Consider the following 25,032-nt stretch of genomic DNA (forward strand, 5'->3'; position numbering starts at 1 on the left):
AAGGTAAAATTGGCCAAAAGAAAATCATCAGGGTCTAATTTCTAGCGGGTTCTCTTGGTACTTCAATTGTTACTTTATAATAAGTTTGTGTACTGTCTATATCAAATGAAATGTTACCTTTTAATACTTTAATTCTGCTCTCAATATTTTTTAATCCGAGGCCACCAGAATCATAATTTAGTTTTTCGAATTCTTCCTGCAGAATCCCTTTTCCATCATGGTGTATGCGAAAATATGAAAAATTCCCTTGTACATTTTGGGTTAAGTGAATAAATCCTGCGCAGCTGTGTTTAATTATGTTTGTTACTAATTCCTGCAATATGCGAAAAACAAGTAATTCCTGGTCTTCCCTTAATCTCTCTCTATTATCATGAAAACGAGTACTGGCATTAATTACACCAGAACCATTTATTTTTTCGAATAGGTCTTTCATTGCTGATTCTAATCCAAAATTTTTAAGAGTGGGCGGCATAAGGCTGTGAGAAATATTGCGAATTAGCTGAATACTATCATCAATAATTTGCTTTGCACTAAAGATTGATTGCAACTGAATGGCAGGTTCCTGGTGAATAAGATTTTCATTAAGATAAAGCCTTGCAGTAGCTAAGAGCGGCCCCGCGTCATCATGAAGATCGGCGGCAATTCGTTGCCTTTCCTCTTCCTGGAAATTTATAGAGGCCTTTAGCAACATTTGTTGCTTTTCCTCTTCCATTTTTTGAAGTTGCTTATTAAATTTAATAACCCTTCGCTGGTGAAATACCACAACAGATACAAGGGTAATTGCCATTACAAACATGCCAATCGTACCAAATATAAGTACATTTGATAAACCATAAGAATTTCCTGATGCTTGTAGGAAGTACATTTATAATGAACGCGGTTTAGTTTTTTAAATTATAAGAAAGCCTGTCATCCCAATTTTTATTTTTCTGAGCCTGTTCATTTGGGGGAGTCTCTTTCATCAGCATTGCTATTGAAAGTAATACATTTTTTAAAATATTAAATGAGGAGTTAATAATAAGGTATTGTATTTGAAATGCCCTGTCCTTAATCATATTTTCCGTCATGATGTATAGAAAAAAAGTTCCTGATAAATAAATAAGAAACGTAATAACGATCCAAAAATTGGATGTTGAATATACAAAAAGATTATTAGATCCTTTTAATTGAACAACAAGGTAGTATATACACAAGAGTATAATAAAAATACACTCTACTCCCGAAGTGATGGAATCAAATGCATTCATTTGATTAATTAAGAAAAAGTCAATACAAGAAAATGTGAAAAACAAACTCCAGATTAGGAGAACGCCTTTTTTTATACGTCCTCCGGAAGGCATGGCGTAATAATAAAACAAACAAAAGAAAGAAAACTCTACAACAGTGTAAATTGCAAAAACAATGAAAATGTTTTTAAAATGTATTTCATAAAAGTAGTAACCAATTGCTTCATTTATTATACAATATATGATATAATAAAAAATTACCCTTAGTGATTTTTCATTGTTATTTTTTTTAAATAAAAGAAAAAATACTAAGGGTAATAAATCAGAGAAGTTACTTATTAATGTTATTGAACTCAAGATAGCAGGTTGGTTTAAGACCAAATATAGCTATCTATTTTAATTTTTTGAAATTTAAGCATTTAATACTTCAATAATACCGTTTAAACCATCCCAATATATTGTTTTATCAGCAACAATTGCATCCTGCCTTGCTATATCTCCTGTATTAGTAACTACAGAAAATTCAAGGATGTCTTTACCGTCTGCATCAACTGCAGTGTAAACTAAATGTTCTTCGTTCATGTTGGTAAGGCATTTACGGAAATTGATTCCTACGCAACCTGGCTGAGCCATGATCTGCTCAAGTATATTCCGCCCGATGTAATAACCTTTTGTAGCTGTTGGGTTAGCTTCCCTGAAAGCATTTACTAATTTGATACCTTCATTAAGGCCGATGTTTTCGCCAACTTCAGCCAAATTCTTGGTTTCTAAAAGCGCATTTTGTGTCATAATTGTAAGTTTTAAGTTGTTTTTTTGTGGTTTATTCAATTAATTTCAAACACTAACTTCCTAAAAAAGAAAATATAATACAACCAACATTTTGTTGAATGATGTTCCTTAAATTTGCCGAAAGGCTTTATCAATAAGGGTTTTAGGCAAAACAAAACGTATAAAATACGTTTAAAATGAGGTAAATTTACGCGTTAAAAATAGTAAATTTACTATTCAAATTAAAGAGAGTTTTCACTCAGTACAACTACTTTAAACCAAATAGTAAAAAACCGATAAGGCGGGACTTTATGCTGATCGAATGATAATTTGACCCGAAAAAGTCTGTCAATATTGACACTTAAGTCGATTGGGTATCACTGACAGATTATGTCGGGTTAATTAGTAACCGTTATCTCTCTTATTCAAATAAAAATTGTAGATGTAATAACACAGCAATTTTTATAAATCGTCTATTGAAAAAAAATGTTCTAACATGCTAGAGGGCAAAATTGCTTATTTATTGCTATGTTATTAATACAATTAATTAAGTAAAAATGCAAATATACGTTAGTAAATAATTTAATCTAGTATAGTAAAATCTCTAAAGTATTATTACCAAGAAAAAATTAGGCTTAAACCAAAAATATTGGGTGTTTTCTGAAATAGATTTGTTTAATCTTCGTTATAGTTTTATATTTTTACTAATAATACTACCATTAAAAACGTAAGCTTATAAATCCATGTCTATAACCACCGTAATTAAAATTGCAATTGCCGATGATCACAAGATTTTCAGGGATGGAATAAAAATGGCGCTCTCAGCGAAAGATAATCTAAAAATGATATGGGAGGCTGAAGATGGTAAAGATCTTATGCACAAAATTGATATCAAAAAGCCAGATGTTTTATTGATGGATATACGAATGCCGGAAATTGATGGCATAAACGCTATTTCCATGCTTCGTAAAGAACATGACGATGTTAAGATAATAGTCCTTACGATGTATGATGATCAACAGATGATTAGCAAAATGATGGAAATGGGTGCCAACGCATATCTTACAAAAACTACTGACCCTGACGAAATTTATGAAGCTATACTTACCTGCATGAACGATGAGTTTTATTTTAACCAGTTAGTGAATAACGCTGTGATGGGAAAACTGATGCAGAAAAAAAATATTCGTCACCATTACGGAAGTAGTGTACCAATTGCCTTTAGTGAAAAGGAACTGAAAATATTGCAACTACTTGCAGAAGACAAAACAACAGAAGAGATTTCTAAAATTATTTTTTTAAGCCCCAGAACTATTGAAACTATTCGCCAGAATATGAAGAATAAGGTAGGCGCCAAAACTATCGGTGGCCTCATAACGTATGGTATGAGGAATAAAATTATTGAGTGATGTGCAATAATCCTTTACACTCATTATTTCTTAGGGCAATTTTTTTAGCTGGTTAATATAATACTCGCTCATTATTTTATGAAGATTTTGCTTTACTAATTCAACATCGTCCGATTTTGAAATAGTTACGGGCGGAAGAAAATGCAGTTCCATTTTTGTGGGCCAAAAATAAAAAGCTTGGCCCGGCGGCAAAACTTTCTTTGTATTAAACATCAAGGCGGGTAAAATATTGGTTTCGGTTTCTACGGCTAATTTAAAGGCTCCATCATGAAATTCCTTTATAGGCATTTCGGTTTTATTTCTTGTCCCTTCAGGATACACACACATATGCATTCCCAAATTAAGAACTTCCTTCATTTTTTTAAAACTATTCTTCCTGCTATTTTTATCATTCCTGTCAACAAGTATGGATCCTCTTTTATATATTAGCCCAAATATTGGGATTTTTGCCATTTCTGCTTTTGCAATCGTTTTATTAGCGCCCGGTATAAAAGGTGTGCTCAACGGAACATCCATTAATGAATTATGATTACAAATGACAATGTATTTTTCTCCCGGTTTGAAGTTGTTTATTCCCTTTATTTTTAAGCTACACCCGGTTAAAAAAAAGAAAATACGCATCCAGATTTTTGAAATAATACGAAAGTAATTGGTGCGTTTCGGTTCTTTAATAGTCCCGATCATCCACATCAAAAGTGCAACAGGTAGCATTGTAATAATAAATACAATAAGTGCCCAGGCAGCAAAAACGCGTGATAAAATCTTTTTCATTTGCCGTGTTTAGAGTTTCCAATCAATAGGCTCTTTATGTTGCAAAGTAAGTAATTCATTTGTTTTTGAAAAATGCTTGCAACCAAAAAATCCTTTATCTGCACTAAATGGAGATGGATGCGCAGCCTTCAAAACATAGTGTTTTGTTTCATCAATTAAAGATTGCTTGTCCTGTGCAAATTTCCCCCACAACAAGAAAATAATTCCTTTTTTTTGTTCCGAAATTTTTGAAATCACACTGTCAGTAAATTGAAGCCAACCAATTTTGCTGTGGCTACCCGGTTCATTTTGCCTAACGGTTAACGATGCATTTAAAAGTAACACTCCCTGTAAAGCCCACTTCTCAAGATTTCCATTTTTTGCAGGGGCAATCCCAAGGTCATTTTCCAGTTCTTTAAAAATATTAACAAGCGACGGAGGTTTTGCTATTCCGTCAGGAACTGAGAAACTCAACCCGTGAGCTTGCCCTAGATTATGGTAAGGGTCTTGTCCTAATAAAACGACTTTTATTTTGTTGAATGGCGTTTTATTAAACGCATTAAAGATTAATGGGCCGGGGGGATAAATTATTTTTCCGGCAGATTTTTCTGCTTTAAGAAAAGTTACAATTTGCTGAAAATATACCTTATCAAATTCTTCTTTTAAAACTTCTTTCCAGCTTTCCTCAATTTGAACATTCATCATATTTATTTTAAAATACCCCTATTGCAATTATCTTAAACTTAAAAATAATGAGAATACAAATGTGAGAAGCTAGTAATAACTCAAAAACTTTCCAGGATTTAAAAGTTTAAAAAGTTGTGACCCCGGAACGACTCGAACGTTCGACCCACAGCTTAGAAGGCTGTTGCTCTATCCACTGAGCTACGGGGCCCGCAATAGTTATAATCTCTTACAAATTGATATTTAAAAAAATGGCGCCAGCATTTCGCAAGGCGAAATTTTTTTCTTTAAAAATGTTGCAAATATAATCTAATTAAAAAATGTATTGCAAATATAAAACAGACTTATTTCGTATACGTTAGTATCTTTGCTTTGGCAAAAAATTAATTTTCATTTCCTCAGAATTGTACATTACTTAACTATAAATATTTATTTATGAAACTAAAACTTACAGTCACATTTTTGGCACTTTGCATAGGTTATTCTGCACTTGCGCAAAAATTTTTAGGCCCTGTTAAACAGTCCCTAATTGGATTTCATTTTGCCTTAGTGGACTATAATTCACCCACTCAAATAGATACCACTTCTTTAAAACAGGTTTTTAAAAAGGGTGATATTTTTAATCCAACGAAACAAAGTTCTGCCTTTACTGTTTCTTATTGGAGAGGTTTAAATAAGTATATTGACTTTTCAGGAAAATTTAATGGTATCTTTTATAATTATGCACTAAATAATTCAGGACAGTCTTATGAAAATGAATTTGGAGCAGAGCTTGAAGGTGCTTTAAATTTTCATCCGTTAAGTGATGATCATTTGTTTACTCCTTTTTTAACTGCCGGTATTGGAGGCGGACATTATACCAACAAATTTGGTGGTTATGTACCGCTGGGCTTAGGATTTCAGTTTAATATTCAAAGCCAGGTGTATTTTCTCCTGCAAACTCAATACAGGGTTTCTTTAAGTAAAGATGTTTTCCCTAATAACTTATACCATTCATTAGGGGTGGCTGTAAATATAAGTAAAGAAAAAGTTGCCGCTCCTGTTGTTGTACCAATTGTGGAAGTTCAGGATCGTGATGGGGATGGAATAGTTGATAGTCTGGATGCATGCCCCGACCAGGCTGGAACGGCGGCGTTGCAGGGATGCCCTGATAAAGACGGAGATGGAATTGCGGATAAAGATGATAAATGTCCTGATGTTGCAGGTATTGCTAAGTATAACGGTTGCCCCATACCTGATACTGATAAAGATGGTATAAATGATGAGGAAGATAAATGCCCCACAGTTGCGGGAGTTGCCCGTTACCAGGGATGCCCGATACCAGATAAAGACAATGACGGTGTAAACGATGAAGAAGATAAATGTCCAAATGAAGCAGGCCCTGCATCAAACTTTGGATGCCCTGTAATAGATGTGGTAGTTGTTGAAAAGGTAAACAAGGCTGCAAAAAATATTTTCTTTGCAACAGGTAGTTCAAAGCTGCTTGCGAAATCTTACAAATCATTAAAAGATGTTGCACAGATATTGAAGGATAATCCATCTTATAAAATAGATGTTGATGGCTATACTGATATTACAGGTTCAGCCGATAAGAACCAAGTATTATCAGAAAACAGGGCTAATTCCGTAAAGCAATACCTTATAAGCAACGGAGTTGAAGAAAGCAGGATAACCGCTACAGGACACGGTATTAATGACCCGATTGCAAATAACAAAACTGCTGCAGGCCGTGCTAAAAACAGGAGAGTAGAAATGAAGCTGAGGAATTATTGAGCGAATTATTTAAAGCTATATTTACAAAAAAACCTGTAAAATTTTTACAGGGTTTTTTGTTTTCATTCATAAAAAAAAATTAAACTTCTAAGAATTTTTTTCTTCCATTTCTATTATTTTTTCAAAAAGCTTTTCATACTCTACAGTAGCTTTTTGCAATTGAATCGAATTTTCTTTGTACTTGTTTTCGGCTGTCAAAAATTTTTGTTTTTCAAGATAAATTTCAGGCGACGCAAGATCAGATTCTAACGTTATTTTTTCCTTGTTAAGCTTTGCTATTTTTTCTTCCAACTGCTGAAAAAGCCTTTGCGCTTTTTGTAGTTCTTTTTGAAAATCTTTATTGGGTGAAGAATTATTGTTCGATTTCTTTTCTAATGGTACTTCGATTTTTTTTTCAATTAATATTTCTTTCTTTTTTGAAGACTCAATTTCAGCGGATTTTCTTTCCTGCTTCCATCTTTCCCATTCGTCATAAGTTCCTACAAATTCTTTTATTTTATAATCTTCAATTTCCCATATTTTATTGGCAGTTTGGTTTACAAAATATCTGTCGTGACTTACTAAAAGATAACTGCCTTCATACTTATTTAATGCTTCAATAAGCAAGTCGACCGAATGAATATCGAGGTGGTTAGTAGGCTCATCAAGCAAGAGAAAATTTGCTTTACTAACAATTGTTTTTGCAAGAGCAACTCTTGCTTTTTCACCACCACTAAGAACCTTAATTTTTTTGTCAACATCATCACCACTAAATAAAAAACATCCTAATAATGTTCTTAACTCCAGTTCTGTTTTACCACTTCCGGAATAATTCATCTCTTCAAGTACCGTGTGATTAAGATCTAATGCCTCAAGTTGATGTTGTGCATAGAAGGCATCTTTTACATTATGGCCTTCAATTCTTTCGCCATGAAATTTTTCTGCACCCGCAACAATTCTAAGTAATGTTGATTTGCCTTTTCCATTGGCGCCAATTAAACCGATCTTATCGCCCCGATTTATTTCAGCTTTCGCATGTTCAACAATTTTTACATTTCCAAAGTTTTTTGAAACATCTTTTAATGTACATAGAACTCTTCCCGGGGTAACACCAACTGTAAAATTAATCCGCATGTTTGGCCTTTCAAGGTCAGTATTTTCAATACGTTCAATTTTGTCAAGGCGTTTCATGATACTCTGTGCCTGTGCGGCTTTCGAAGCCTTTGCTTTAAAACGCTCTACAAATCTTTCCTGCTGGCGAATATAATCCTGCTGATTTTCGTAGGCTCTTTTTTGCAGTTCTATTCGTTGCTCTTTTTCCTGCTGGTAGTAAGTGTAATTACCGGTATAAAAATGTAGTTCCTGTTGATATAACTCAACAATTTTAGTTACCATCCTGTCAAGAAAATATCTGTCGTGAGAAACTATCACTACGGAACCCTGGTAATGTTGCAGATATTTTTCCAGCCATTCAATAGAAGGAAGATCCAAATGGTTCGTTGGTTCATCAAGCAATAAAACATCCGGATGCATTAATATCATTTTTGCAAGCAATACTCTCATGCGCCATCCGCCACTAAATTCTTTATAGGGTCTTTGTAAATCAGCATTAGGAAAACCTAATCCTTGCAAAATTTCTTCTGTTTTATGATGAATGTCATAGCCGCCCAAAATTTCAAGTTCATGTAATTTGTCGGCATACAAATGTGCCAATGCTTCATCAGAACTTTTTTCTAATTCAATTCCTATTTTTTCAATTTCCTTTTCTAAGGCAATTACTTTTTCAAAAGCGCTTAAAGCTACCTGCAAAATAGAATCTTCTGTATCGAAACTCAGCAAGTCCTGGTGGAGAAAACCAATAGTTGTTTCTTTACCTTTTTCAACCGTTCCTTTAGAGGGTTGATATTGCCCGGTAAATACTTTAAGCAATGTTGATTTACCTGTTCCATTATAACCTATCAACCCTATTCTTTCATTTGGCTGAATGTGCCACGTAGCATTTTCTACAATAACTCTTGCACCAAATTCGAACGTAACATTTTGTAACCCTAATAACATAAAATTTTTTATAAGCGTGCAAAATTAAGGCCTATTTGGCGTAATAGATCACGAGGTAACTTTACCTCATGTTAATATGTTATTTTTGAACAAAATTTATATTGAATGAAAAGGTTATTGGCGATTATTTTCTTAGCAATTATTTTATTTGGAGCGTATTGGTTTTTTTTTAAAAAAGATACGCACTCAACGGAACAAAAACAGGAAGCCATAAAAATCAAAAAACATTCTGAAGAGTTTAATCTAAGTATTGCCAATGCAATAAATGAATATCTCAATATAAGAAATGCGTTTGCCGATGCAGATACTTCTAAAATTAAAGAACAAATCCCAAAATTTATTGTTTCTATTGATAGCTTAAAATTAGATGATCTAAAAAAAGATGATTCACTTATTTTGACGTTAGTGCAGCAACAGTTGAGTGATATTAAAGCCAATGCGGAAGACATTTTGCAACAAAAGGATATTACAGAAATGAGAGAAGATTTTAGAATGGTTTCTGAAAATTTATACCCGTTTCTAAGAACGATTTCTTATGAAGGGCCAAAGCTTTATTGGCAAAATTGTTCCATGGCTTTTGGCCAGGACAAAGAAGGAAGCTGGCTTAGTAATACTGCTGAAATTATCAATCCATATTTAGGCAAAAATCACGCAGATTGTGGTGAAATAAAAGATTCACTTCAGTAATATTATTTTTAATCTGTATGAAAGTGAAAAAGTTAATAGCTATTGCTTTTTTATTAATTCCTTTTTTCACTTTTAGCCAAAATAAATTTACTATCAGCGGTTATGTAAAAGATTCGCTTTCCGGTGAAACTTTAATCGGCTCAACTGTTTCCGTTGTAGGAGAATCGAAAGGAATTACTTCTAACCAATTTGGGTTTTATTCAATTACGCTTCCTGCAGGAACTTATAATTTTATTTGTTCCTATGTTGGTTACGTTCCCCAAATAAAAACTATTGAGTTAAATAAAAACGTTGAATACAATTTTGAAGTTGTTCCTAAAGTTACAACCGAAGAGGCAGTAATTATTTCTTCTAAAAAAAGAGATGCCAATGTGAAGAATGCGCAAATGGGAAAGATTGACCTTTCCATTAACGAGGTGAAATCTATTCCTGCGTTTTTGGGCGAGATAGATATTTTAAAAACTATTCAACTTTTACCCGGAGTTCAAAGCGCAGGTGAAGGTAGCTCTGGTTTATATGTGAGGGGCGGTGGCCCAGACCAAAATTTAATTTTGCTTGACGATGCAGTGGTTTATAATACCGGCCATTTGTTTGGGTTCTTTTCAATTTTTAATGGAGATGCAATTAAAAACACATCGTTAATTAAAGGTGGAATGCCCGCGCAATATGGAGGGCGACTATCAAGCGTACTCGATATTTCTATGAAAGAAGGAAATGATAAAAAATTTGTAACGCAAGGTGGCATTGGTTTAATAGCATCAAGGTTTTCGATAGAAGGTCCTATTAAAAAAAATAGAGCTTCTTTTATTATTTCTGCAAGAAGAACTTACATTGATGCATTGGCAAAACCTTTTATAAAAAAATCAAGTTCATTTTATGGCTCAGGATATTATTTTTATGATTTAAATGCTAAAGTCAATTATAAGTTTTCTGAGAAAGACAGGATTTATTTAAGCGGCTATTTTGGAAAAGATAAATTTGATTTTGTTAACGGAAAGCAGTCGCTGAAAGTAAATATTCCGTGGGGAAACTCTACAGGAACGTTGCGTTACAACCACGTTTTTAATAACCGTTTATTTTCCAATACAACTGTTGTTTATAACGATTACAATTTCAATTTTGGGGCTAATCAAAATAATTTTCAAATCAATCTTTTATCCGGCATTAAAGATTGGAATATAAAAGAAGATTTCGATCTCTATCCTTTTACCAATCACAAATTAAAATTTGGAGCACTATATACTTATCATACGTTCACTCCATCTGTTGTTAGCGGAAGACAAGATAGTGTTCAGTTCAAGCCGAACAATGCACAACAGAAATATGCACATGAGGCCGCAGTTTATATCCAGGATGATTGGGATGTTAGCGATAAAATAAAAATAAATGCAGGAATTCGTGAAAGTGGATTTCAACAAATTGGTACTTATAAAACCTACACCACAGATGCTAATGGAAATCGTATTGATAGTTCCATCTATAAAAAAGGACAACCAGTAATTACTTATTTTGGATTTGAACCGAGGTTTACAATTCGGTATGCAATTAATGATGAAACTTCTGTTAAAGCTGCCATAACAAGAAACCTTGAATACATTCATCTGGTGAGTAATGCAGGTACAACATTGCCCACTGATTTGTGGGTGCCCAGTACTTTAAAAGTTAAGCCGCAGGAAAGCTGGCTCTATGCTTTGGGTTTATTTAAAAATTTTAATGACAACACATATGAAACATCTGTAGAAGTTTATTATAAGCAATTAAAAAATCAAATAGAATACGAAGAAGGTTATACGCCTGCAACATTGGAAGACACTGAAAACTTTTTCACTTTTGGTAAAGGATGGAGTTATGGAACCGAATTATTTATTAATAAAACAAAAGGTAGATTAACCGGTTGGATTGGTTATACATTAAGCTGGACTTTTAGAAAGTTTCACGGACTAAATTCAGGTGAAAAATATTATGCAAAATACGATAGAAGACATGACGTCTCTGTTGTAGGAATTTTTGAACTCGCAAGAAAATGGAAGCTTTCGGGAACATTTGTTTTTGGAACAGGGAATGCGGCCACTTTACCGCAACGGTTTTATATTTTTGACGGGGTACTAACGCAGGAGTATAGCCGGATTAATGAATACAGGCTTCCATCCTACAGCCGTCTTGATCTTGGAGCAATATATACACCCAATAAACATCCGAAAGCAAAATTAAAGAGTGAATGGGTTTTTAGTGTTTATAATGCTTACAGCAGAAAAAATCCGTACTGTATTTATTTCGATCAGGAAGGAAGTCCATATGATGGAACATTAAAAGTGCAGGCTAAACAGGTATCGTTATTTCCTATAATACCGTCCGTTACATGGAATTTTAAATTTTAAAGGCCGCTCAAATCGGAAGCGAATAAACCAAACATCTCACTTTCCATGCACAAACACAACACTACCACTTTTTTCAGTATCTGAAGTTATTCTCACTTCATATCTTTTATTGCCATCGGTAACAATCATTAATGCGGTGTTGGGTGGTATTGACCCTAAGTTATCTGCATACATTGTTATTACATTTTCTCTTACATTTTCGTCTAGGGCAAGCGTTAGTGAGATAGCTCTTGTCGTTAGCATTTTGTGTAAAAGAACAATTTTGCCATTGTAAAATACAGTTATGGAATCTCCATCAATTTCACCATTATCATAAAAATCAACTTTAAAAGTAGGTTCCTCAATTGCAATGGTTTTTATAATATCCTTTCTGCGTGGTTCAAAACCTAAAGGTTTTTGTTTAACAGTATCCGTTTTTTTTATTTCCGGGACCATTGATGGAATTATCTTTTTTGTATTATCATCCTTTACAACAGGCTTTTTTATTTCTGTATGAGTCTTTGCTGGCGCTTTATGAATGATTTTTGGCGGAGTATTTTTTGGTTTTGATACAATAGAATTTTGCGGAGCGTAAGGGGCTGGTTTCTTATATGAGGGTGTTGTTCTTAACGCCAGGTTTTTCACTATTCTTCTTGAAAGTAACGTAGTACCGTAGCCGCAGTTTCCCTCCTGGTTCGGAGCGGGCATCCAGGTTCCCCGCAAAGTTTCAATATCTGCGCTATCCTGTACGTAATGTAATTTATGCGTTTGAAAACAATTTTGAAAACCGGGAGGAGTATTATATTTTATCCTTTCAGTTTCGGTAACAACTATATCCTTTGTTGCCCGGTTTATGGTTCCCGTTAATTTGCAAATTGTATAATATCTTTTGGCTCCTTCATTAAAATAAGTATAAGAATATCCTGATACATTTGAACCCTCTGTTTGTAACTCCAATACATAATCAACACCACCGCCTTCCAACCCTGAAAATCCATAGCTTGTTTCATTAAAGCTTCCTTTCCATTGCCCATTAAAATCCTGCGCAGTGAGCGAAGACGAAACCAGTAATAAAATTAAAGAGTAAAATATCTTCATATTATATTGTAACATCTTATTGAAGTGAACTTAAAATCTAATTAAATTGAATATCCTTTTTTGCGGCTAAATTTATTTTTCTATTTCACACAAAATTATAAGTAATTAAAAGTATATCATTCAAAGGAATGGCATCTTTGTCTAATACTTCGTTAAATTTGCATTCTTAAAAAATTAAATAAAGACTTTAATTGAGGTAGATTGAATTATGAATATAACTTTTCCTGATGGCGCTGTAAGGCAATACGAACAAGGTTCTACAGCGTTGGATATTGCAAAAAAAATAAGTGAAGGCCTGGCAAGAAAAATTCTTGCAGCAGAAGTTAATGGTGAGGTATGGGATCTTTCAAGGCCAATAAAAAATGATTCAAGCATTAAATTTCTCACGTGGGACGATGAAAAAGCCAAGTCAACTTTTTGGCATTCATCTGCACATTTAATGGCAGAAGCTGTTGAAGACGCTTTTCCCGGGGTAAAATTTTGGGTAGGCCCGCCGATTGAAAAGGGATTTTATTATGATATAGATTTAGGTGATAACGTAATTAGTGAAAGTGATCTTGAAAAGCTCGAAAAGAAGATGAATGAACTTTCAAAACAAAATAATTCTTTTGTTAGAAAAGAAATTTCAAAAGCCGATGCTGTAAAATATTTTGAAGAAAAAGGCGATGAATATAAACTGGATCTTCTTCAGGGCCTCGAAGATGGAAGCATAACTTTTTATACCCAGGGAAATTTTACTGATCTCTGCCGTGGACCTCATATTCCTTCAACTGGTTTAATAAAAGGAATAAAACTTACCAGCATAGCCGGCGCCTATTGGAAAGGTGATGAGAAAAATAAAATGCTTACACGCATTTACGGAGTTACTTTCCCTAATCAAAAGGAGTTGGATGAATACCTCGTTTTTTTAGAAGAAGCAAAAAAAAGGGATCATAGAAAATTAGGTAAAGAATTAGAGCTCTTTACTTTTTCCGAAAAAGTGGGAGCCGGGTTGCCATTGTGGTTACCAAAAGGTGCAATGCTTCGTGAAAGGCTTCAAAACTTTTTACAGAAAGCTCAAATAGAATCAGGATATCTTCCGGTTATTACTCCCCATATCGGTTCTAAAAGTTTATATGTAACCAGCGGCCATTATGAAAAATATGGAAAGGATAGTTTTCAGCCAATAAAAACCCCGGTAGAAGGAGAGGAGTTTTTCTTAAAGCCAATGAATTGCCCTCATCATTGCGAAATTTATAAAGCTTCACCGAGAAGTTATAAAGACCTGCCATTGAGGCTTGCAGAGTTTGGAACTGTGTATCGTTATGAGCAGTCGGGGGAATTGCATGGCCTTACAAGAGTGCGAGGATTTACGCAAGATGATGCACATCTTTTTTGTATGCCTAACCAGGTTAAGGATGAATTTAAGAAGGTAATTGACCTTGTACTTTATGTTTTTAACTCACTTGGATTTACAGATTATACTGCTCAAATTTCCCTGAGAGACCAGAACGATAAATCTAAGTACATTGGCAGCGATACCAATTGGGAGATTGCGGAAAAATCAATTATTGAGGCTTCAGAAGAAAAGGGCTTGAAAACCGTAATAGAATTTGGAGAAGCTGCATTTTATGGCCCCAAACTTGACTTTATGGTTCGTGATGCAATCGGGCGTAAATGGCAGTTAGGCACTATCCAGGTTGATTATAATTTACCTGAACGTTTTGATTTAACGTATATTGGAGAAGATAATGCAAAGCACAGGCCTGTAATGATCCACCGTGCGCCGTTTGGAAGTATGGAACGATTTATCGCTGTATTAACTGAGCATTGTGCCGGAAAATTTCCGATGTGGTTAGTGCCGGTTCAGGTTAAAATTTTGCCCATTAGCGATAAATTTTTATCTTATGCTCAAAATGTTTTATCTAAATTAAAAAATAATGATATTCGTGCTGAAATTGATGATAGAAGTGAAAAGATTGGGAAAAAAATAAGAGATACCGAATTATCAAAAGTTCCTTTGATGCTTATTATTGGAGAGAAAGAAGTGAATGATAAAAAAGTTTCGGTAAGAAGGCAAGGTAAAGGCGATGAAGGAGTGAAGGATGTACAGGAAGTAATTGCGATGATACAAGACGAAGTAAAACATAAAAAAATAGCAGAAACAACAGCATAATTGCTGAATCATAACAAAGAAAACAATTTATAAACTAAAATCAATTAATGGCATTTCCACCAAGAGCACCAAGAGGTGCATTTAATCCACGTTTCAAAAAAGAACAACAACAGGAACACAGAACCAACCATATGATAAAAGTGCCGCAGGTACGTTTGGTTGGCGATAATATTGAAGTAGGAGTTTATTCCATCGCGGAAGCGCAACGAATAGCTAATGAACAAGGACTTGACCTTGTTGAAATTTCTCCGCAAGCTGATCCCCCGGTTTGCAAAGTAATTGACTATAACAAATTTCTTTACGAAAAAAAGAAGAAAGAAAAAGAAATGAAGGCCAAAAGCAAGGTTTCTGAAGTAAAAGAAATCCGCTTTACGCCCAATACTGATGATCATGATTTTGATTTCAAATCGAAACATGCCGAAAATTTCTTAAAAGATGGTAACAAAGTAAAAGCCTATGTCCAGTTTAAAGGGAGAGCAATAATGTTTAAGGAAAGAGGCGAATTGCTATTATTGAAATTTGCGGAAAGGCTGGTGGAAGTAGGCACGCTAGAAAGTATGCCAAAGCTGGAAGGAAAGAGAATGTTTGCCATTTTTGCCCCAAAAAGTCAAAAGAAAAAATAGTTAATAATAATTGCGTAAAATTTTGGATGATAAGAAGCCGTCTCATAATAAATTGGGGCGGCTTTTTTATATACAACCGTTTTACATTTCAGGTAGTAGTTTTTTAAATTTTAATTGCCCAGACGTCTGAGTTGCAAGAATTGACTATATCTACAAATAGTTTATAATTTAACAAAAATGAAATTCATGCAAAATATTTATCCTGGAAAAAGCATTCAACTGCTTGCAGTGTGTATATTATTTTTTACAGCAACTCAAGCACAGTTATCTATTTCCAGTAAGATTTCGGTTTATAATATCATTGATTATGGAGCCGTTGGTGATGGTAAAATTTCTAATACGGCTGCTATTCAAAAAGCAATAAATGATTGCCATAAGCATGGGGGAGGAACAATAGTGATACCAGCCGGTAGCTTTATTACGGGTACGGTGAGGTTATTCAGCAATATGAACTTGTATCTTGAAGCCGGTGCTATCTTAACCGGCAGCACACAAAATAATGACTATTTATATCAGAAAGATTTTGGCTTCAGTGGCCCCGGCGCCGGAATTAAAACAGGTATTCTTGTTGCACATCATGAACAAAATATTTCAATTTCGGGACAGGGCATTGTTACAGGTAACGGTACTTCGTTTATGTACATGGACAGCCTGCAGTATGGGATGGATTTTGCACCAAAATATACAAGACAAAAAGATAATTATATGAATCCGAAATATGGACGTGATGATGGCCCTGTTTTATGGAAAGGTACTTACGAAGAGCGGCCCGGAGTAATGTTTATTTTTTCGGATTGTAAGAATATAACGATTAGGGATATACGATTGGAAGAATCTCCAAACTGGACTATTGCTTTTTTGAATTCGGAAGACATAAAAATAAATGGTATTTCCATCCTTAATAATATGAACATACCAAACAGTGATGGCATTGATATGTATGATTCGAAGAACATCACCATTTCTAATTGTAATATACAAGCCGGTGATGATGCTATAGCAGTGGTGAGTTCCAGCAACATTACCGCGTCCAATTGTATTTTGCATTCAAGGTCAAGTGGCATACGTATAGGATATAACGTGTTCAATCATAATAATTCCGGGAACCTGTTATTTAATAACATCAGCATTTATGATTCAAACAGAGGAATAGGAATTTATCAACGGCAGAAAGGGGACATGGAAAATATGGTCTTCTCAAATATCACTATAAGTACACGACTTCATAGCGGCCAATGGTGGGGGCATGGAGAACCCATACACATTTCATCTGTTCCCGGACTTGGCAGTAAAGAAACGGGTTGTATTCGCCATGTTCGCTTTTCAAATATTATTGCTTCGTCAGAATCAGGAATACTCGTGTATGCGGCATCCGGCGGTCTTATAGACGATATCTCTTTTGATAACATAACGTTGTCAATAAAACAAAGTTCTCTTGCGGAAGGTTATGGAGGCAACTTCGATTTAAGGCCGACTAATGATATAGCATTAGGAATATTTGAACATTCAATTCCCGCAATTTATTCTGAGAACGCTGATAACGTTTTTATGAAGGACGTGCATATCAATTGGGCAAAAGGTTTACCGTCGTATTTTACACATTCGGTGGAATGTAGAAATTTTGAAAGCGTTATTATCGATGGCTTGCACGAAAATATCGGTGGTAAAGGCAGGAACAAAGTGTCTACCTTATACCTACACAAGGGTAAAACATCCATTGTGAAAGGTATTACTTCAACTGATAAAAATAAAAGGCTGGTGATTAAAGATGATAAGGGTTAAGATTTTTAAAATATCTTACGCAGCAAAACTAACGGTATACCATAACGAAATAATATTTTCAAATTCTTAAAATAAATATTCTAATATCAAACAATATTAATTCATCGTAACATCAAATTCTTTAGCCTCCTGTAAACTATAATCTACTACCACATTATATAAAGTATCTCTTTCTACAGGCTTGCGTTTTGCTTGTTTAATCAGCATCACTAATTCCTGGGTGGTCATTGAAGGCGTTTGTTCTTCGCTTCCTGCCATCGAATAAATTTTTGTGGAGTCATCAATAGTGCCATCAATATCATTTACACCAAAAGATAAAGCGAGCTGTGCATTTTGCCTTCCCAGCATTGGCCAGTAAGCTTTCAAATGCGGGAAGTTATCCATATAAATTCTTGCAACAGCATACATCTTCATATCTTCTGTTACAGATGATTCAGGCACATCGCTCATGTCATTATTCTTATTGCGGAATTTAAGCGGAATGAAAGTGTTGAAGCCATGAGTTTTATCTTGTAAATTTCTTAACCTGCTCATGTGATCTATTCGATGACTATAACTTTCAATATGACCATATAACATGGTAGCATTGGTATGCATTCCTAAATTATGTGCAGCTTCATGAATTTTTAACCATCCTTCGGCATTTACCTTATCTGCACTTATTTGTTGCCTTATTGTTTCATCAAATATTTCTGCCCCACCACCAGGTAATGATTGTAAGCCCGCGTCTTTCAATCTTTGCATTCCTTCTTCAATGCTAAGTTTGGCTTTTTTAAACATATAATCCAGTTCGACAGCGGTAAATCCTTTTATGTGCAAATCCGGCCGGTGTTGTTTTATCTGCGAAATGAAATCACAAAAAAAGTTTAGATCCATTTTTGGATGAACACCTCCAACAATATGAACTTCAGTTACGGGTTTACCGTCGTAACTTTTAACTATATCCATCATCTGATCCATACTTAATTGCCATCCCTTATCACGATGTGCATATAACCTCGAGTAAGAACAAAACTTGCACGAGAAAACACAAACGTTAGTAGGTTCAATATGAAAATTTCGATTGAAATAAGTGATATCTCCGTGTTTTTTTTCCCTGATATAATTAGCCAATGTTGCCACTAAACCAAGGCTTGCTTTTTCAAACAACAACAGGCCATCTTCATCAGTTATTCTTTCGCCGGCTATAATTTTTTTTGCTATTGTATTAAATTGTTTTCCCTCTTCAAATGAATTTATAACTTCTATAAGCTCATCTTCTTTGTTGGCTGTTATCATATAGCAAAGTTAGTTAAGCAGCCTGTGTAAAACAAAAAGAGGTTACGCGTAGTTTAACCTCTTTTTGTTTTATGATCCAATAGTTAAACAATCCGCTATTGCTTAACTATTCGTTGTATCACAGTTTTATCAGTGTATTTAAGTTTTACAATATACACGCCGGGGGCTTCATTGCTGAGGTCAACGGGCATTTCGGTGTAGCCTGTTCCATTGTAATTTTTCATCCAAACCATTTGCCCAACCGAATTATAAATTGCAACGCTTTGCAGCGTTGTTGGTACCGTGTAATTGCGAATGATGAAAGAATTTCTAAACGGACTTGGATACAAAAGATATCCCTGGTCTTTTAATCTTTGAGGAAGAATTTTAGAATAGATATTTATGTTATCGATGTATAGATTGTTTTGAGCGTTACTTTTTGCAGTAAAATAAACCTGGAAATTTTTATTACCAATAACAGGGCTGAGATAAATATTAATATTCTTCCATTGAGTAGGCCCCGGAAAGAAAGACGTTGCAGACGGTAAGTTGGGATCACCAATTGTTTGCAGATCCGCGCCCCATTTTTTCCAAATCGTTGTGAAGGTTTGGCCGCAATCCTGTGTTATTTGCAATTCAAGTGTATCCATAGGCATATTAGTACTGCCGGGATAAGTTGCTCCCTGTGAGTAGGCGTAATCGAAAGAGACAAAGAATGAATCTACCTTCGGATCGAACTTTATAACAGGAGAATAAAATTTATCTTCCGTGTTGGAAGTTGGAGCATCAAAATTTCTAATAACCATAGAACCTAAACCTGTTTTCGCTGCTGAAGTTGTCCTCACCCATGTTAATCCGCCGTCAGGGTTTTGCGTGCTCCAGTTAACAGGCGGAAAAGTTGTAGTTTCAAATCCTTCTGTCACAGGTGCTTCTAAAATTGGTGAAATTTTTACTATTTTTCTAACAGTATCATTCCCGGGATATTGATCAGCAATACCGTTTGGATTGGTGCTAAAAATAGTAAGCACGTGCTCGCCGGTCGAAGAGGTGATTGCATTTAAAGTCACTACCTGTGAATTACATTTTGCAAGAGATCCCGTGTAATTAAATGTACTTATGCTTCCATTATCGATCTGGTAATTTATCGTCAACGTTTTTAATGTATCAAATCCAAAATTTGCGATGGTAATCTCCGGGACAAAATCTGGAGTGCACAACGTTGTAAATGGTTTGTTTACAGAAAGAAGAGCAACATTTTCCTGCTTGGTATCTAACTTAGATATTGAAAAATTGTCGACATAAATATTATTACCAAAATCATTAACTGCTTTTATTCCTATTAGGATAAAAGGGGTACCAATTTTACACGTTGAAATACTTACACTTTCATTGCGCCATTGTGATGCCGTAGGTACAAAAGAAGACTTAACAAAAACACCGCCGTTTGTGCTTAATGCGCTTCCGGATTTATGATAAGAGGTGGGAAGCCAGGTAGCACCGCAATCAGTTGAATAAACTATTTGTAAAGAGTCTATAGAAGTTGCATCGTATTGTGCATACGCCACATCAAAATTTATTCTTATTGAATCGGTATTAACTATATCAATTTTGGGCGATTGTAAAATATCAACTGCTTTGGTTGTTTGATAATTAAATGCATTTAACCTCATTGAAGCAACACCGCTTTTGCTGGCAACTGTAGTTCGTTCCCAGGTGAGGCCTCCGTCAGGATTGTTTAAAGACCATCCGTCGGCAGGTGGGAACGTAGCGCTTTCGAATCCTTCAACATCCGGCAGACTTAGTGTGGGAAGAACTGAAAACGAAACAACACTCGTGTCGTTTGCAGTCCTTTGGTCAGTCACGCCGTCAGGTTCAAATGTATACACCTGTAAGATATGATTGCCTGGTGGTGGATTTAGAGGTAAAGGAATGGCTACATCAGTTGACCCATATAAAGAAATGCTTAAGCCCGTTAATGTATCAATACCAACATTTACACCATCTAATATTAAACCTAATTTTACAGTTTTTAATGTGTCCATTCCTACGTTCTTAATTGTAACCAACGGATTTATAGGTAATGTGCAATATGGAAGCGTTCCGTTGGGCTGGCTTATAGCTGATACAGTAACATCACTATTAAAAGTTAAGAAGGAAACTTCCGCCCACCATACTCCATATCTTGAATCATTATCTGCGGCTGACAGCCTTTGATCAGCGTATTGCTGAATAGTCCATAAATCTCCTGTTACCGGATCAACGGCAGAATGGCTGTAATCGCCCCATCTCGCTCTGCCGCTTCCATAATCTTTCCAATAAGTACTTATGCCGCCTTTATAAATGTATTCATCATCTGTAGTATTTAAAGGAGTTGAAGAAGTACGTGTACTGTATGCTGCGTTAATTCTTGTAGTGGGAGATGAGATGGAATAGCCAATAATGACATTTTCGGCAGGATTAACTGCAATCGTTGGATAGTAGCGCGATATGAGGCCTGCGGGATCATCAATTCTTCCTCTTTGCAAAACAGTTCCTGTTGTAGTCAATTGCCACCATTGTACAGCGGTGTGATTAAAACCTGTTGCAGGTAAACCTATATGATGAGCGCACCATATTTTTCCATTTACCATTTGAGCCGAGCTAATTCTTGCATCGTTTACTGCCACTTTTCTTGTCTCTTCTTCCTGCGGTGCCAGGTTACCTAAATCTGCATCTGCCCAGGAAGAACCGCCTGAAGGGAAAACCGCACTGGAGGTGTTCCATGTGAGGTTTGGAAGTGTGCCTGTTATGGAACTTAACCTTATAGCTGAAGCACCGCCGTTCCAGTTCTGCACAATATAAAAAGTCGACGCAGGCGAAGTTAATCCCATGGCTGTAACAGGGCAGGGAACATCTCCATCTGCGGTCGTTTTTTCAATTGTTTGTGCATTTGTCCCAAATGAAATGGGCTTTCCTGCGGCCAGACTATCTTTATTAAAACAAAATAAAATGGGGCCGGTAAAATTTACACCATTGGGAAACTTTCTCCCGGTAACTACCAACAACTTATTATCGAATCCAAGATAAGGATGATCAAGAAGTAGCGCTCCATCGGTAGAAGCTGGTGTGAAACTATACCTGTACCAGTTTCCTGCAGGATCAGAAGTTTGCGATACGGCTATAAAAACCTTGTTGGTGGTTGATGTTGATATTCCGCTTAACCAATACCTGTTAATATAAGGGTCAAATTGTATATAGGGATCAGACATTCCGGGGTTATTAAAAAAAGCAGGAAACGTAACCTTGCTTAACACCGCGCCACCGTTTTTTGAATGAACAATTACAAATTCATTGGTAGCAGTAACTACTTCGTTTAATCCAACCGCCCCCATACAATCGGGTGGTATAAAATTTATTGGATCAATGTGTCCTAAAAAGCTTTGTAAGGGCAGAGGTGATGGCAATTCAACAGTATTTGGAACAGGAATGGATTCGATTTTCTGTTTTATTATTTTGGCATTATATGGAAAAGGTAAATTGCCTTTAAGGTATCTCCATCCACCGTCTATCTCATGTTCCCCTTCGATTTTAAAAGATTGGGTCGCCTGGATTTGTGCCAACTCAGTAAAATTAAACGTCTCTGCTTTTATCTGTTGAGCGTAAACATTTGATACTGTAATTGAACAAAACAAGAATAAAAAAACACTCGGAATTGAGTGCAAGGTCATTTTTTTCAATACGGATAATTTATATTTTAAAGTATTCCTGTAAACAAGTGAAAAGCCTTTTGGCTATGCTAAAATACCATTTTCTTTTCATTCAAAAACTTAACAGGTTGCAATTTTATTAATTCTCTTATCTTTCAAAATAATTCCGAATTGCTACCTGGAGAATATTAACCATACTTAATTATAGTAAACCTGGTAAACTTGTTATAGATTGCCTTAAACAAAAAAATATTATTCTTAAAACAGCGTAAAAATGAAAATTGTTTTATTCAATTAATCAAAAATGAAGATATGTTGAGTATAAAAAAGCGCCTTATCCTGATGAATTTCCTGGAGTTTTTTGTTTGGGGCTCATGGCTTATTTCGTTAGGAGGATACATGTTTAGTGTTTTGCATGCCACCGGAACTCAAATTGGGCTTACTTATGGAACGATGGGAATTGCGTCTCTTTTTATGCCTGCCCTAATGGGAATTATTGCGGACAGGTGGGTTAATGCTGAAAGGGTTTTGGGAATCTGTCATTTAATTGGAGCAGCGTTACTGTTTTGGGCATCAAGGGTACAAAATCCATCAACCATGTATTGGGTAATGCTATTTAATGCCATGTTCTTTATGCCAACTATCGCTTTGAATAATACCGTTTCCTACATAACTTTAGAAAAGATGGGGTTTGATATCATAAAAATTTTTCCACCGATCAGGGTATGGGGAACTGTAGGTTTTATTGTTGCAGTTTGGGTAGTTGATTTATTTAACTGGACGTTAACTCCCAACCAGTTCATTGTTAGTGCAGTGGCTTCCGTCTGTTTAGCAATGTATAGTTTTACAATGCCTGCCTGCGAACCTGCCAAAACATCTAAGTCTGTTTCATGGGTATCTTCTTTTGGTTTGGATGCATTCGTACTCTTTAAAAGAAAACGAATGGTTATATTTTTTTTATTTGCAATGCTTTTAGGAGCAGCGCTTCAAATAACCAATGCCTTTGGCAAACCATTTTTGGACGACTTTGGAAAGATTGATGCTTACAAAAATACTTTTGGTGTTAAACATTCAAATATTCTTATTTCAATTTCACAGATTTCTGAAACGTTATTTATCCTCGCTATTCCATTTTTTCTTCGCAGGTTTGGAATTAAAATCGTAATGCTCATCAGCATTTTCTCATGGGTTTTCAGGTTTGGATTATTTGGTATTGGAAATCCCGGAAGTGGTCTATGGCTGCTGGTTCTATCAATGATTATTTACGGAATGGCTTTCGATTTTTTTAATATTTCGGGTTCCTTGTTTGTAGAGAAGGAAGCTGATGTAAAAATCAGGGCCAGTGCACAGGGATTGTTTATGGTAATGACTAACGGTATAGGCGCCTATTTGGGCGGCCTTTTCAGCGGAATGGTAGTTGATCATTTTACGGTAAATAGCGTAACCGACTGGAGGGGTACCTGGTTTACTTTTGCAGGGTATGCTTTAGTGTTAGGAATTGTGTTCCCATTTATTTTTAAATATAAGCATGAGCAAAAGCCTGAACAAAATATCCATCCACAGCCATTTATAGTGGCTAGAAAATAATTCTGATTACTCTTAAATTAACTTGTATGAGACGAAGAAATTTTTTTACCTATTTCATCATTATAATAATAGCAGGCCTTGGCATCTTTTTTTACACTCACTTCTACTGGCAGTTCGGGAGTGGCACCAAAGCGGGAACATTAAATACGTTTATGCGTAAAGGCTATGTGTTCAAAACTTACGAAGGAAAAATTATTCAAAGTGGTTTTAAAGCAAATGTGCAAAGCAATGAATTTAATTTCAGTGTCACCAAAGAAAGCGTTGCCCAAACTTTATTAAATAATGCCGGAAGAGAAGTAGAAGTCCATTATATAGAATATTTTGGTGCCTTGCCGTGGCGTGGTATGGAAAAATATATCGTAGATAGTGTATATGAAGTAAGAGGCTCCGATACCAAAAACGGAATTAGCCCTAAATAATATTTTTTGCACTGCAAATCTCCTGGGTGATTTCTCTATTTTTTTTTAAAGTATTTGGAAGTTTAGCAATTTTTAGCTTGCTTTGTTAACTATTTGGTTAAACTATATGGTTAAGGTGAAAATTGAAAAAACAGCTGAAGAAAAAATTCTTGTTGCGGCAAAGAAAGTTTTCGTTGCAAAGGGCATGTATGGAGCACGTATGCAGGATATTGCCGATGAAGCAGGAATAAACAAAGCTTTACTGCATTACTATTTCAGGAGCAAGGAAAAATTATTTGAAGTAATTTTTATGGAGGCTGCGCAAAAGCTGTTTCCAAAAATCAATTCCATTTTTGAATCAGATAGTTCTTTATTTGAAAAAATCGAAAAGTTTGCTGAAGAATATATAACCATAATTTCAGAAAACCCTTATCTGCCTTTGTTTGTGTTGAATGAAGTGAGCCAGGACCCTGAAATTTTTATAAAAAAAATATGGGGAAAACAAAATCTTCCGAAACCACAAAAATTCCTTGAGCAAATTGAGAAAGAAGTAAGAAAAGGAACGATAAAAAAAATTAGCTCTTTGCATTTATTGCTCAACCTCATTTCGCTCTCCATATTTCCTTTTGTAGCAAAATCTATGATACAGTTTACGATGGGATTGGATGAACTTCAGTTCAGAAATGTAATGGAACAGCGAAAAAAAGAAGTTTCAAAATTTATTATTGATTCAATAAAAAGGTAATCTTTTATGA

19 protein-coding genes and 1 tRNA gene are annotated in these 25,032 nt (G+C 35.2%); 10 read left to right on the forward strand and 10 right to left on the reverse strand.

Going from position 1 to position 25,032, the window contains the following annotated elements; translation table 11 throughout:
• Positions 1–34: 34 nt before the first annotated feature.
• From FW778_RS18505 to FW778_RS18515, 3 genes are all read right to left on the reverse strand, one after another.
• Positions 35–865, reverse strand: coding sequence for a sensor histidine kinase (locus FW778_RS18505; protein ID WP_150416345.1), 831 nt, complete (start codon positions 863–865; stop codon positions 35–37).
• A 16-nt stretch (positions 866–881) separates the two neighbouring features.
• Positions 882–1,247, reverse strand: a complete 366-nt coding sequence (locus FW778_RS18510; RefSeq protein ID WP_150416346.1) for a hypothetical protein — start codon at positions 1,245–1,247, stop codon at positions 882–884.
• Between the two features lie 390 nt (positions 1,248–1,637).
• The gene (locus tag FW778_RS18515; RefSeq protein ID WP_150416347.1) at positions 1,638–2,015 is read right to left on the reverse strand and encodes a hypothetical protein; all 378 of its coding nucleotides are present in this window, start codon (positions 2,013–2,015) and stop codon (positions 1,638–1,640) included.
• 722 nt (positions 2,016–2,737) lie between these two features.
• Here FW778_RS18515 and FW778_RS18520 point away from each other — a divergent pair.
• Entirely contained in the window at positions 2,738–3,403 is a 666-nt protein-coding gene (locus tag FW778_RS18520) for a response regulator transcription factor (RefSeq protein WP_150416348.1), read from the forward strand.
• Positions 3,404–3,433: 30 nt separating this feature from the next.
• On the opposite strand, the gene FW778_RS18525 is transcribed toward FW778_RS18520, so the two are convergent.
• The 3 genes from FW778_RS18525 to FW778_RS18535 all read right to left on the reverse strand — a co-directional run bounded on the left by FW778_RS18525 (position 3,434) and on the right by FW778_RS18535 (position 5,048).
• Positions 3,434–4,174 (reverse strand): lysophospholipid acyltransferase family protein, encoded by a 741-nt coding sequence (locus FW778_RS18525; RefSeq protein ID WP_150416349.1) that lies wholly within the window; start codon positions 4,172–4,174, stop codon positions 3,434–3,436.
• A 9-nt stretch (positions 4,175–4,183) separates the two neighbouring features.
• Positions 4,184–4,858: a uracil-DNA glycosylase gene (gene ung, locus FW778_RS18530; protein ID WP_317132386.1), complete on the reverse strand. Its 675-nt coding sequence runs from the start codon at positions 4,856–4,858 to the stop codon at positions 4,184–4,186.
• Positions 4,859–4,975: 117 nt separating this feature from the next.
• Positions 4,976–5,048 (reverse strand) — tRNA-Arg (locus FW778_RS18535).
• Between the two features lie 224 nt (positions 5,049–5,272).
• On the opposite strand from FW778_RS18535, the gene FW778_RS18540 reads away from it, so the two are divergent.
• Positions 5,273–6,610, forward strand: a complete 1,338-nt coding sequence (locus tag FW778_RS18540; protein WP_150416350.1) for an OmpA family protein — start codon at positions 5,273–5,275, stop codon at positions 6,608–6,610.
• Positions 6,611–6,697: 87 nt separating this feature from the next.
• On the opposite strand, the gene FW778_RS18545 is transcribed toward FW778_RS18540, so the two are convergent.
• Positions 6,698–8,647, reverse strand: a complete 1,950-nt coding sequence (locus FW778_RS18545; protein ID WP_150416351.1) for an ABC-F family ATP-binding cassette domain-containing protein — start codon at positions 8,645–8,647, stop codon at positions 6,698–6,700.
• A 105-nt stretch (positions 8,648–8,752) separates the two neighbouring features.
• Between FW778_RS18545 and FW778_RS18550 the strand changes: the two genes are divergently transcribed.
• Both FW778_RS18550 and FW778_RS18555 read left to right on the forward strand, forming a co-directional pair.
• Positions 8,753–9,334 (forward strand): DUF3347 domain-containing protein, encoded by a 582-nt coding sequence (locus tag FW778_RS18550; protein ID WP_150416352.1) that lies wholly within the window; start codon positions 8,753–8,755, stop codon positions 9,332–9,334.
• A 17-nt stretch (positions 9,335–9,351) separates the two neighbouring features.
• The gene (locus tag FW778_RS18555) at positions 9,352–11,712 is read left to right on the forward strand and encodes a TonB-dependent receptor (protein ID WP_235906427.1); all 2,361 of its coding nucleotides are present in this window, start codon (positions 9,352–9,354) and stop codon (positions 11,710–11,712) included.
• Between the two features lie 36 nt (positions 11,713–11,748).
• Here the strand turns inward: FW778_RS18555 and FW778_RS18560 are convergent, their stop codons facing one another.
• The gene (locus FW778_RS18560; RefSeq protein WP_150416354.1) at positions 11,749–12,789 is read right to left on the reverse strand and encodes a hypothetical protein; all 1,041 of its coding nucleotides are present in this window, start codon (positions 12,787–12,789) and stop codon (positions 11,749–11,751) included.
• Positions 12,790–12,997: 208 nt separating this feature from the next.
• On the opposite strand from FW778_RS18560, the gene thrS reads away from it, so the two are divergent.
• From thrS to FW778_RS18575, 3 genes are all read left to right on the forward strand, one after another.
• Positions 12,998–14,944, forward strand: a complete 1,947-nt coding sequence (gene thrS, locus FW778_RS18565; RefSeq protein ID WP_235906434.1) for a threonine--tRNA ligase — start codon at positions 12,998–13,000, stop codon at positions 14,942–14,944.
• A gap of 47 nt (positions 14,945–14,991) precedes the next feature.
• The gene (gene infC / locus FW778_RS18570; RefSeq protein ID WP_150416356.1) at positions 14,992–15,567 is read left to right on the forward strand and encodes a translation initiation factor IF-3; all 576 of its coding nucleotides are present in this window, start codon (positions 14,992–14,994) and stop codon (positions 15,565–15,567) included.
• A 186-nt stretch (positions 15,568–15,753) separates the two neighbouring features.
• Complete coding sequence (locus FW778_RS18575; protein WP_202552345.1) at positions 15,754–17,349, forward strand: glycoside hydrolase family 28 protein; 1,596 nt, start codon at positions 15,754–15,756, stop codon at positions 17,347–17,349.
• A gap of 96 nt (positions 17,350–17,445) precedes the next feature.
• Here the strand turns inward: FW778_RS18575 and mqnE are convergent, their stop codons facing one another.
• Positions 17,446–18,627, reverse strand: a complete 1,182-nt coding sequence (mqnE, locus tag FW778_RS18580) for an aminofutalosine synthase MqnE (RefSeq protein WP_150416358.1) — start codon at positions 18,625–18,627, stop codon at positions 17,446–17,448.
• Between the two features lie 95 nt (positions 18,628–18,722).
• A complete protein-coding gene (locus FW778_RS18585) occupies positions 18,723–22,313 on the reverse strand; it encodes a T9SS-dependent choice-of-anchor J family protein (RefSeq protein WP_150416359.1) in 3,591 nt (1,196 codons plus the stop codon).
• Positions 22,314–22,604: 291 nt separating this feature from the next.
• On the opposite strand from FW778_RS18585, the gene FW778_RS18590 reads away from it, so the two are divergent.
• The 3 genes from FW778_RS18590 to FW778_RS18600 all read left to right on the forward strand — a co-directional run bounded on the left by FW778_RS18590 (position 22,605) and on the right by FW778_RS18600 (position 25,022).
• Positions 22,605–23,879: a nucleoside permease gene (locus tag FW778_RS18590; RefSeq protein WP_317132387.1), complete on the forward strand. Its 1,275-nt coding sequence runs from the start codon at positions 22,605–22,607 to the stop codon at positions 23,877–23,879.
• Positions 23,880–23,905: 26 nt separating this feature from the next.
• Complete coding sequence (locus FW778_RS18595; RefSeq protein ID WP_150416360.1) at positions 23,906–24,298, forward strand: hypothetical protein; 393 nt, start codon at positions 23,906–23,908, stop codon at positions 24,296–24,298.
• Between the two features lie 106 nt (positions 24,299–24,404).
• Entirely contained in the window at positions 24,405–25,022 is a 618-nt protein-coding gene (locus FW778_RS18600) for a TetR/AcrR family transcriptional regulator (RefSeq protein WP_150416361.1), read from the forward strand.
• Positions 25,023–25,032 lie beyond the last annotated feature (10 nt).

The sequence above is a fragment of the Ginsengibacter hankyongi genome (assembly GCF_008710285.1).
GTDB lineage: Bacteria > Bacteroidota > Bacteroidia > Chitinophagales > Chitinophagaceae > Ginsengibacter > Ginsengibacter hankyongi.

Excerpts from the sequence above, each read along its gene's own strand:
- FW778_RS18560 (WP_150416354.1), bottom strand. The coding sequence starts at position 12,789 with ATGAAGATATTTTACTCTTTAATTTTATTACTGGTTTCGTCTTCGCTC.
- FW778_RS18555 (WP_235906427.1), top strand. The coding sequence starts at position 9,352 with ATGAAAGTGAAAAAGTTAATAGCTATTGCTTTTTTATTAATTCCTTTT.
- infC (WP_150416356.1), top strand. The coding sequence starts at position 14,992 with ATGGCATTTCCACCAAGAGCACCAAGAGGTGCATTTAATCCACGTTTC.
- ung (WP_317132386.1), bottom strand. The coding sequence starts at position 4,858 with ATGATGAATGTTCAAATTGAGGAAAGCTGGAAAGAAGTTTTAAAAGAA.
- FW778_RS18585 (WP_150416359.1), bottom strand. The coding sequence starts at position 22,313 with ATGACCTTGCACTCAATTCCGAGTGTTTTTTTATTCTTGTTTTGTTCA.
- FW778_RS18550 (WP_150416352.1), top strand. The coding sequence starts at position 8,753 with ATGAAAAGGTTATTGGCGATTATTTTCTTAGCAATTATTTTATTTGGA.
- thrS (WP_235906434.1), top strand. The coding sequence starts at position 12,998 with ATGAATATAACTTTTCCTGATGGCGCTGTAAGGCAATACGAACAAGGT.
- FW778_RS18505 (WP_150416345.1), bottom strand. The coding sequence starts at position 865 with ATGTACTTCCTACAAGCATCAGGAAATTCTTATGGTTTATCAAATGTA.
- FW778_RS18525 (WP_150416349.1), bottom strand. The coding sequence starts at position 4,174 with ATGAAAAAGATTTTATCACGCGTTTTTGCTGCCTGGGCACTTATTGTA.
- FW778_RS18590 (WP_317132387.1), top strand. The coding sequence starts at position 22,605 with ATGTTGAGTATAAAAAAGCGCCTTATCCTGATGAATTTCCTGGAGTTT.
- mqnE (WP_150416358.1), bottom strand. The coding sequence starts at position 18,627 with ATGATAACAGCCAACAAAGAAGATGAGCTTATAGAAGTTATAAATTCA.
- FW778_RS18540 (WP_150416350.1), top strand. The coding sequence starts at position 5,273 with ATGAAACTAAAACTTACAGTCACATTTTTGGCACTTTGCATAGGTTAT.
- FW778_RS18520 (WP_150416348.1), top strand. The coding sequence starts at position 2,738 with ATGTCTATAACCACCGTAATTAAAATTGCAATTGCCGATGATCACAAG.
- FW778_RS18600 (WP_150416361.1), top strand. The coding sequence starts at position 24,405 with ATGGTTAAGGTGAAAATTGAAAAAACAGCTGAAGAAAAAATTCTTGTT.
- FW778_RS18545 (WP_150416351.1), bottom strand. The coding sequence starts at position 8,647 with ATGTTATTAGGGTTACAAAATGTTACGTTCGAATTTGGTGCAAGAGTT.
- FW778_RS18515 (WP_150416347.1), bottom strand. The coding sequence starts at position 2,015 with ATGACACAAAATGCGCTTTTAGAAACCAAGAATTTGGCTGAAGTTGGC.
- FW778_RS18575 (WP_202552345.1), top strand. The coding sequence starts at position 15,754 with ATGCAAAATATTTATCCTGGAAAAAGCATTCAACTGCTTGCAGTGTGT.
- FW778_RS18595 (WP_150416360.1), top strand. The coding sequence starts at position 23,906 with ATGAGACGAAGAAATTTTTTTACCTATTTCATCATTATAATAATAGCA.
- FW778_RS18510 (WP_150416346.1), bottom strand. The coding sequence starts at position 1,247 with ATGAATGCATTTGATTCCATCACTTCGGGAGTAGAGTGTATTTTTATT.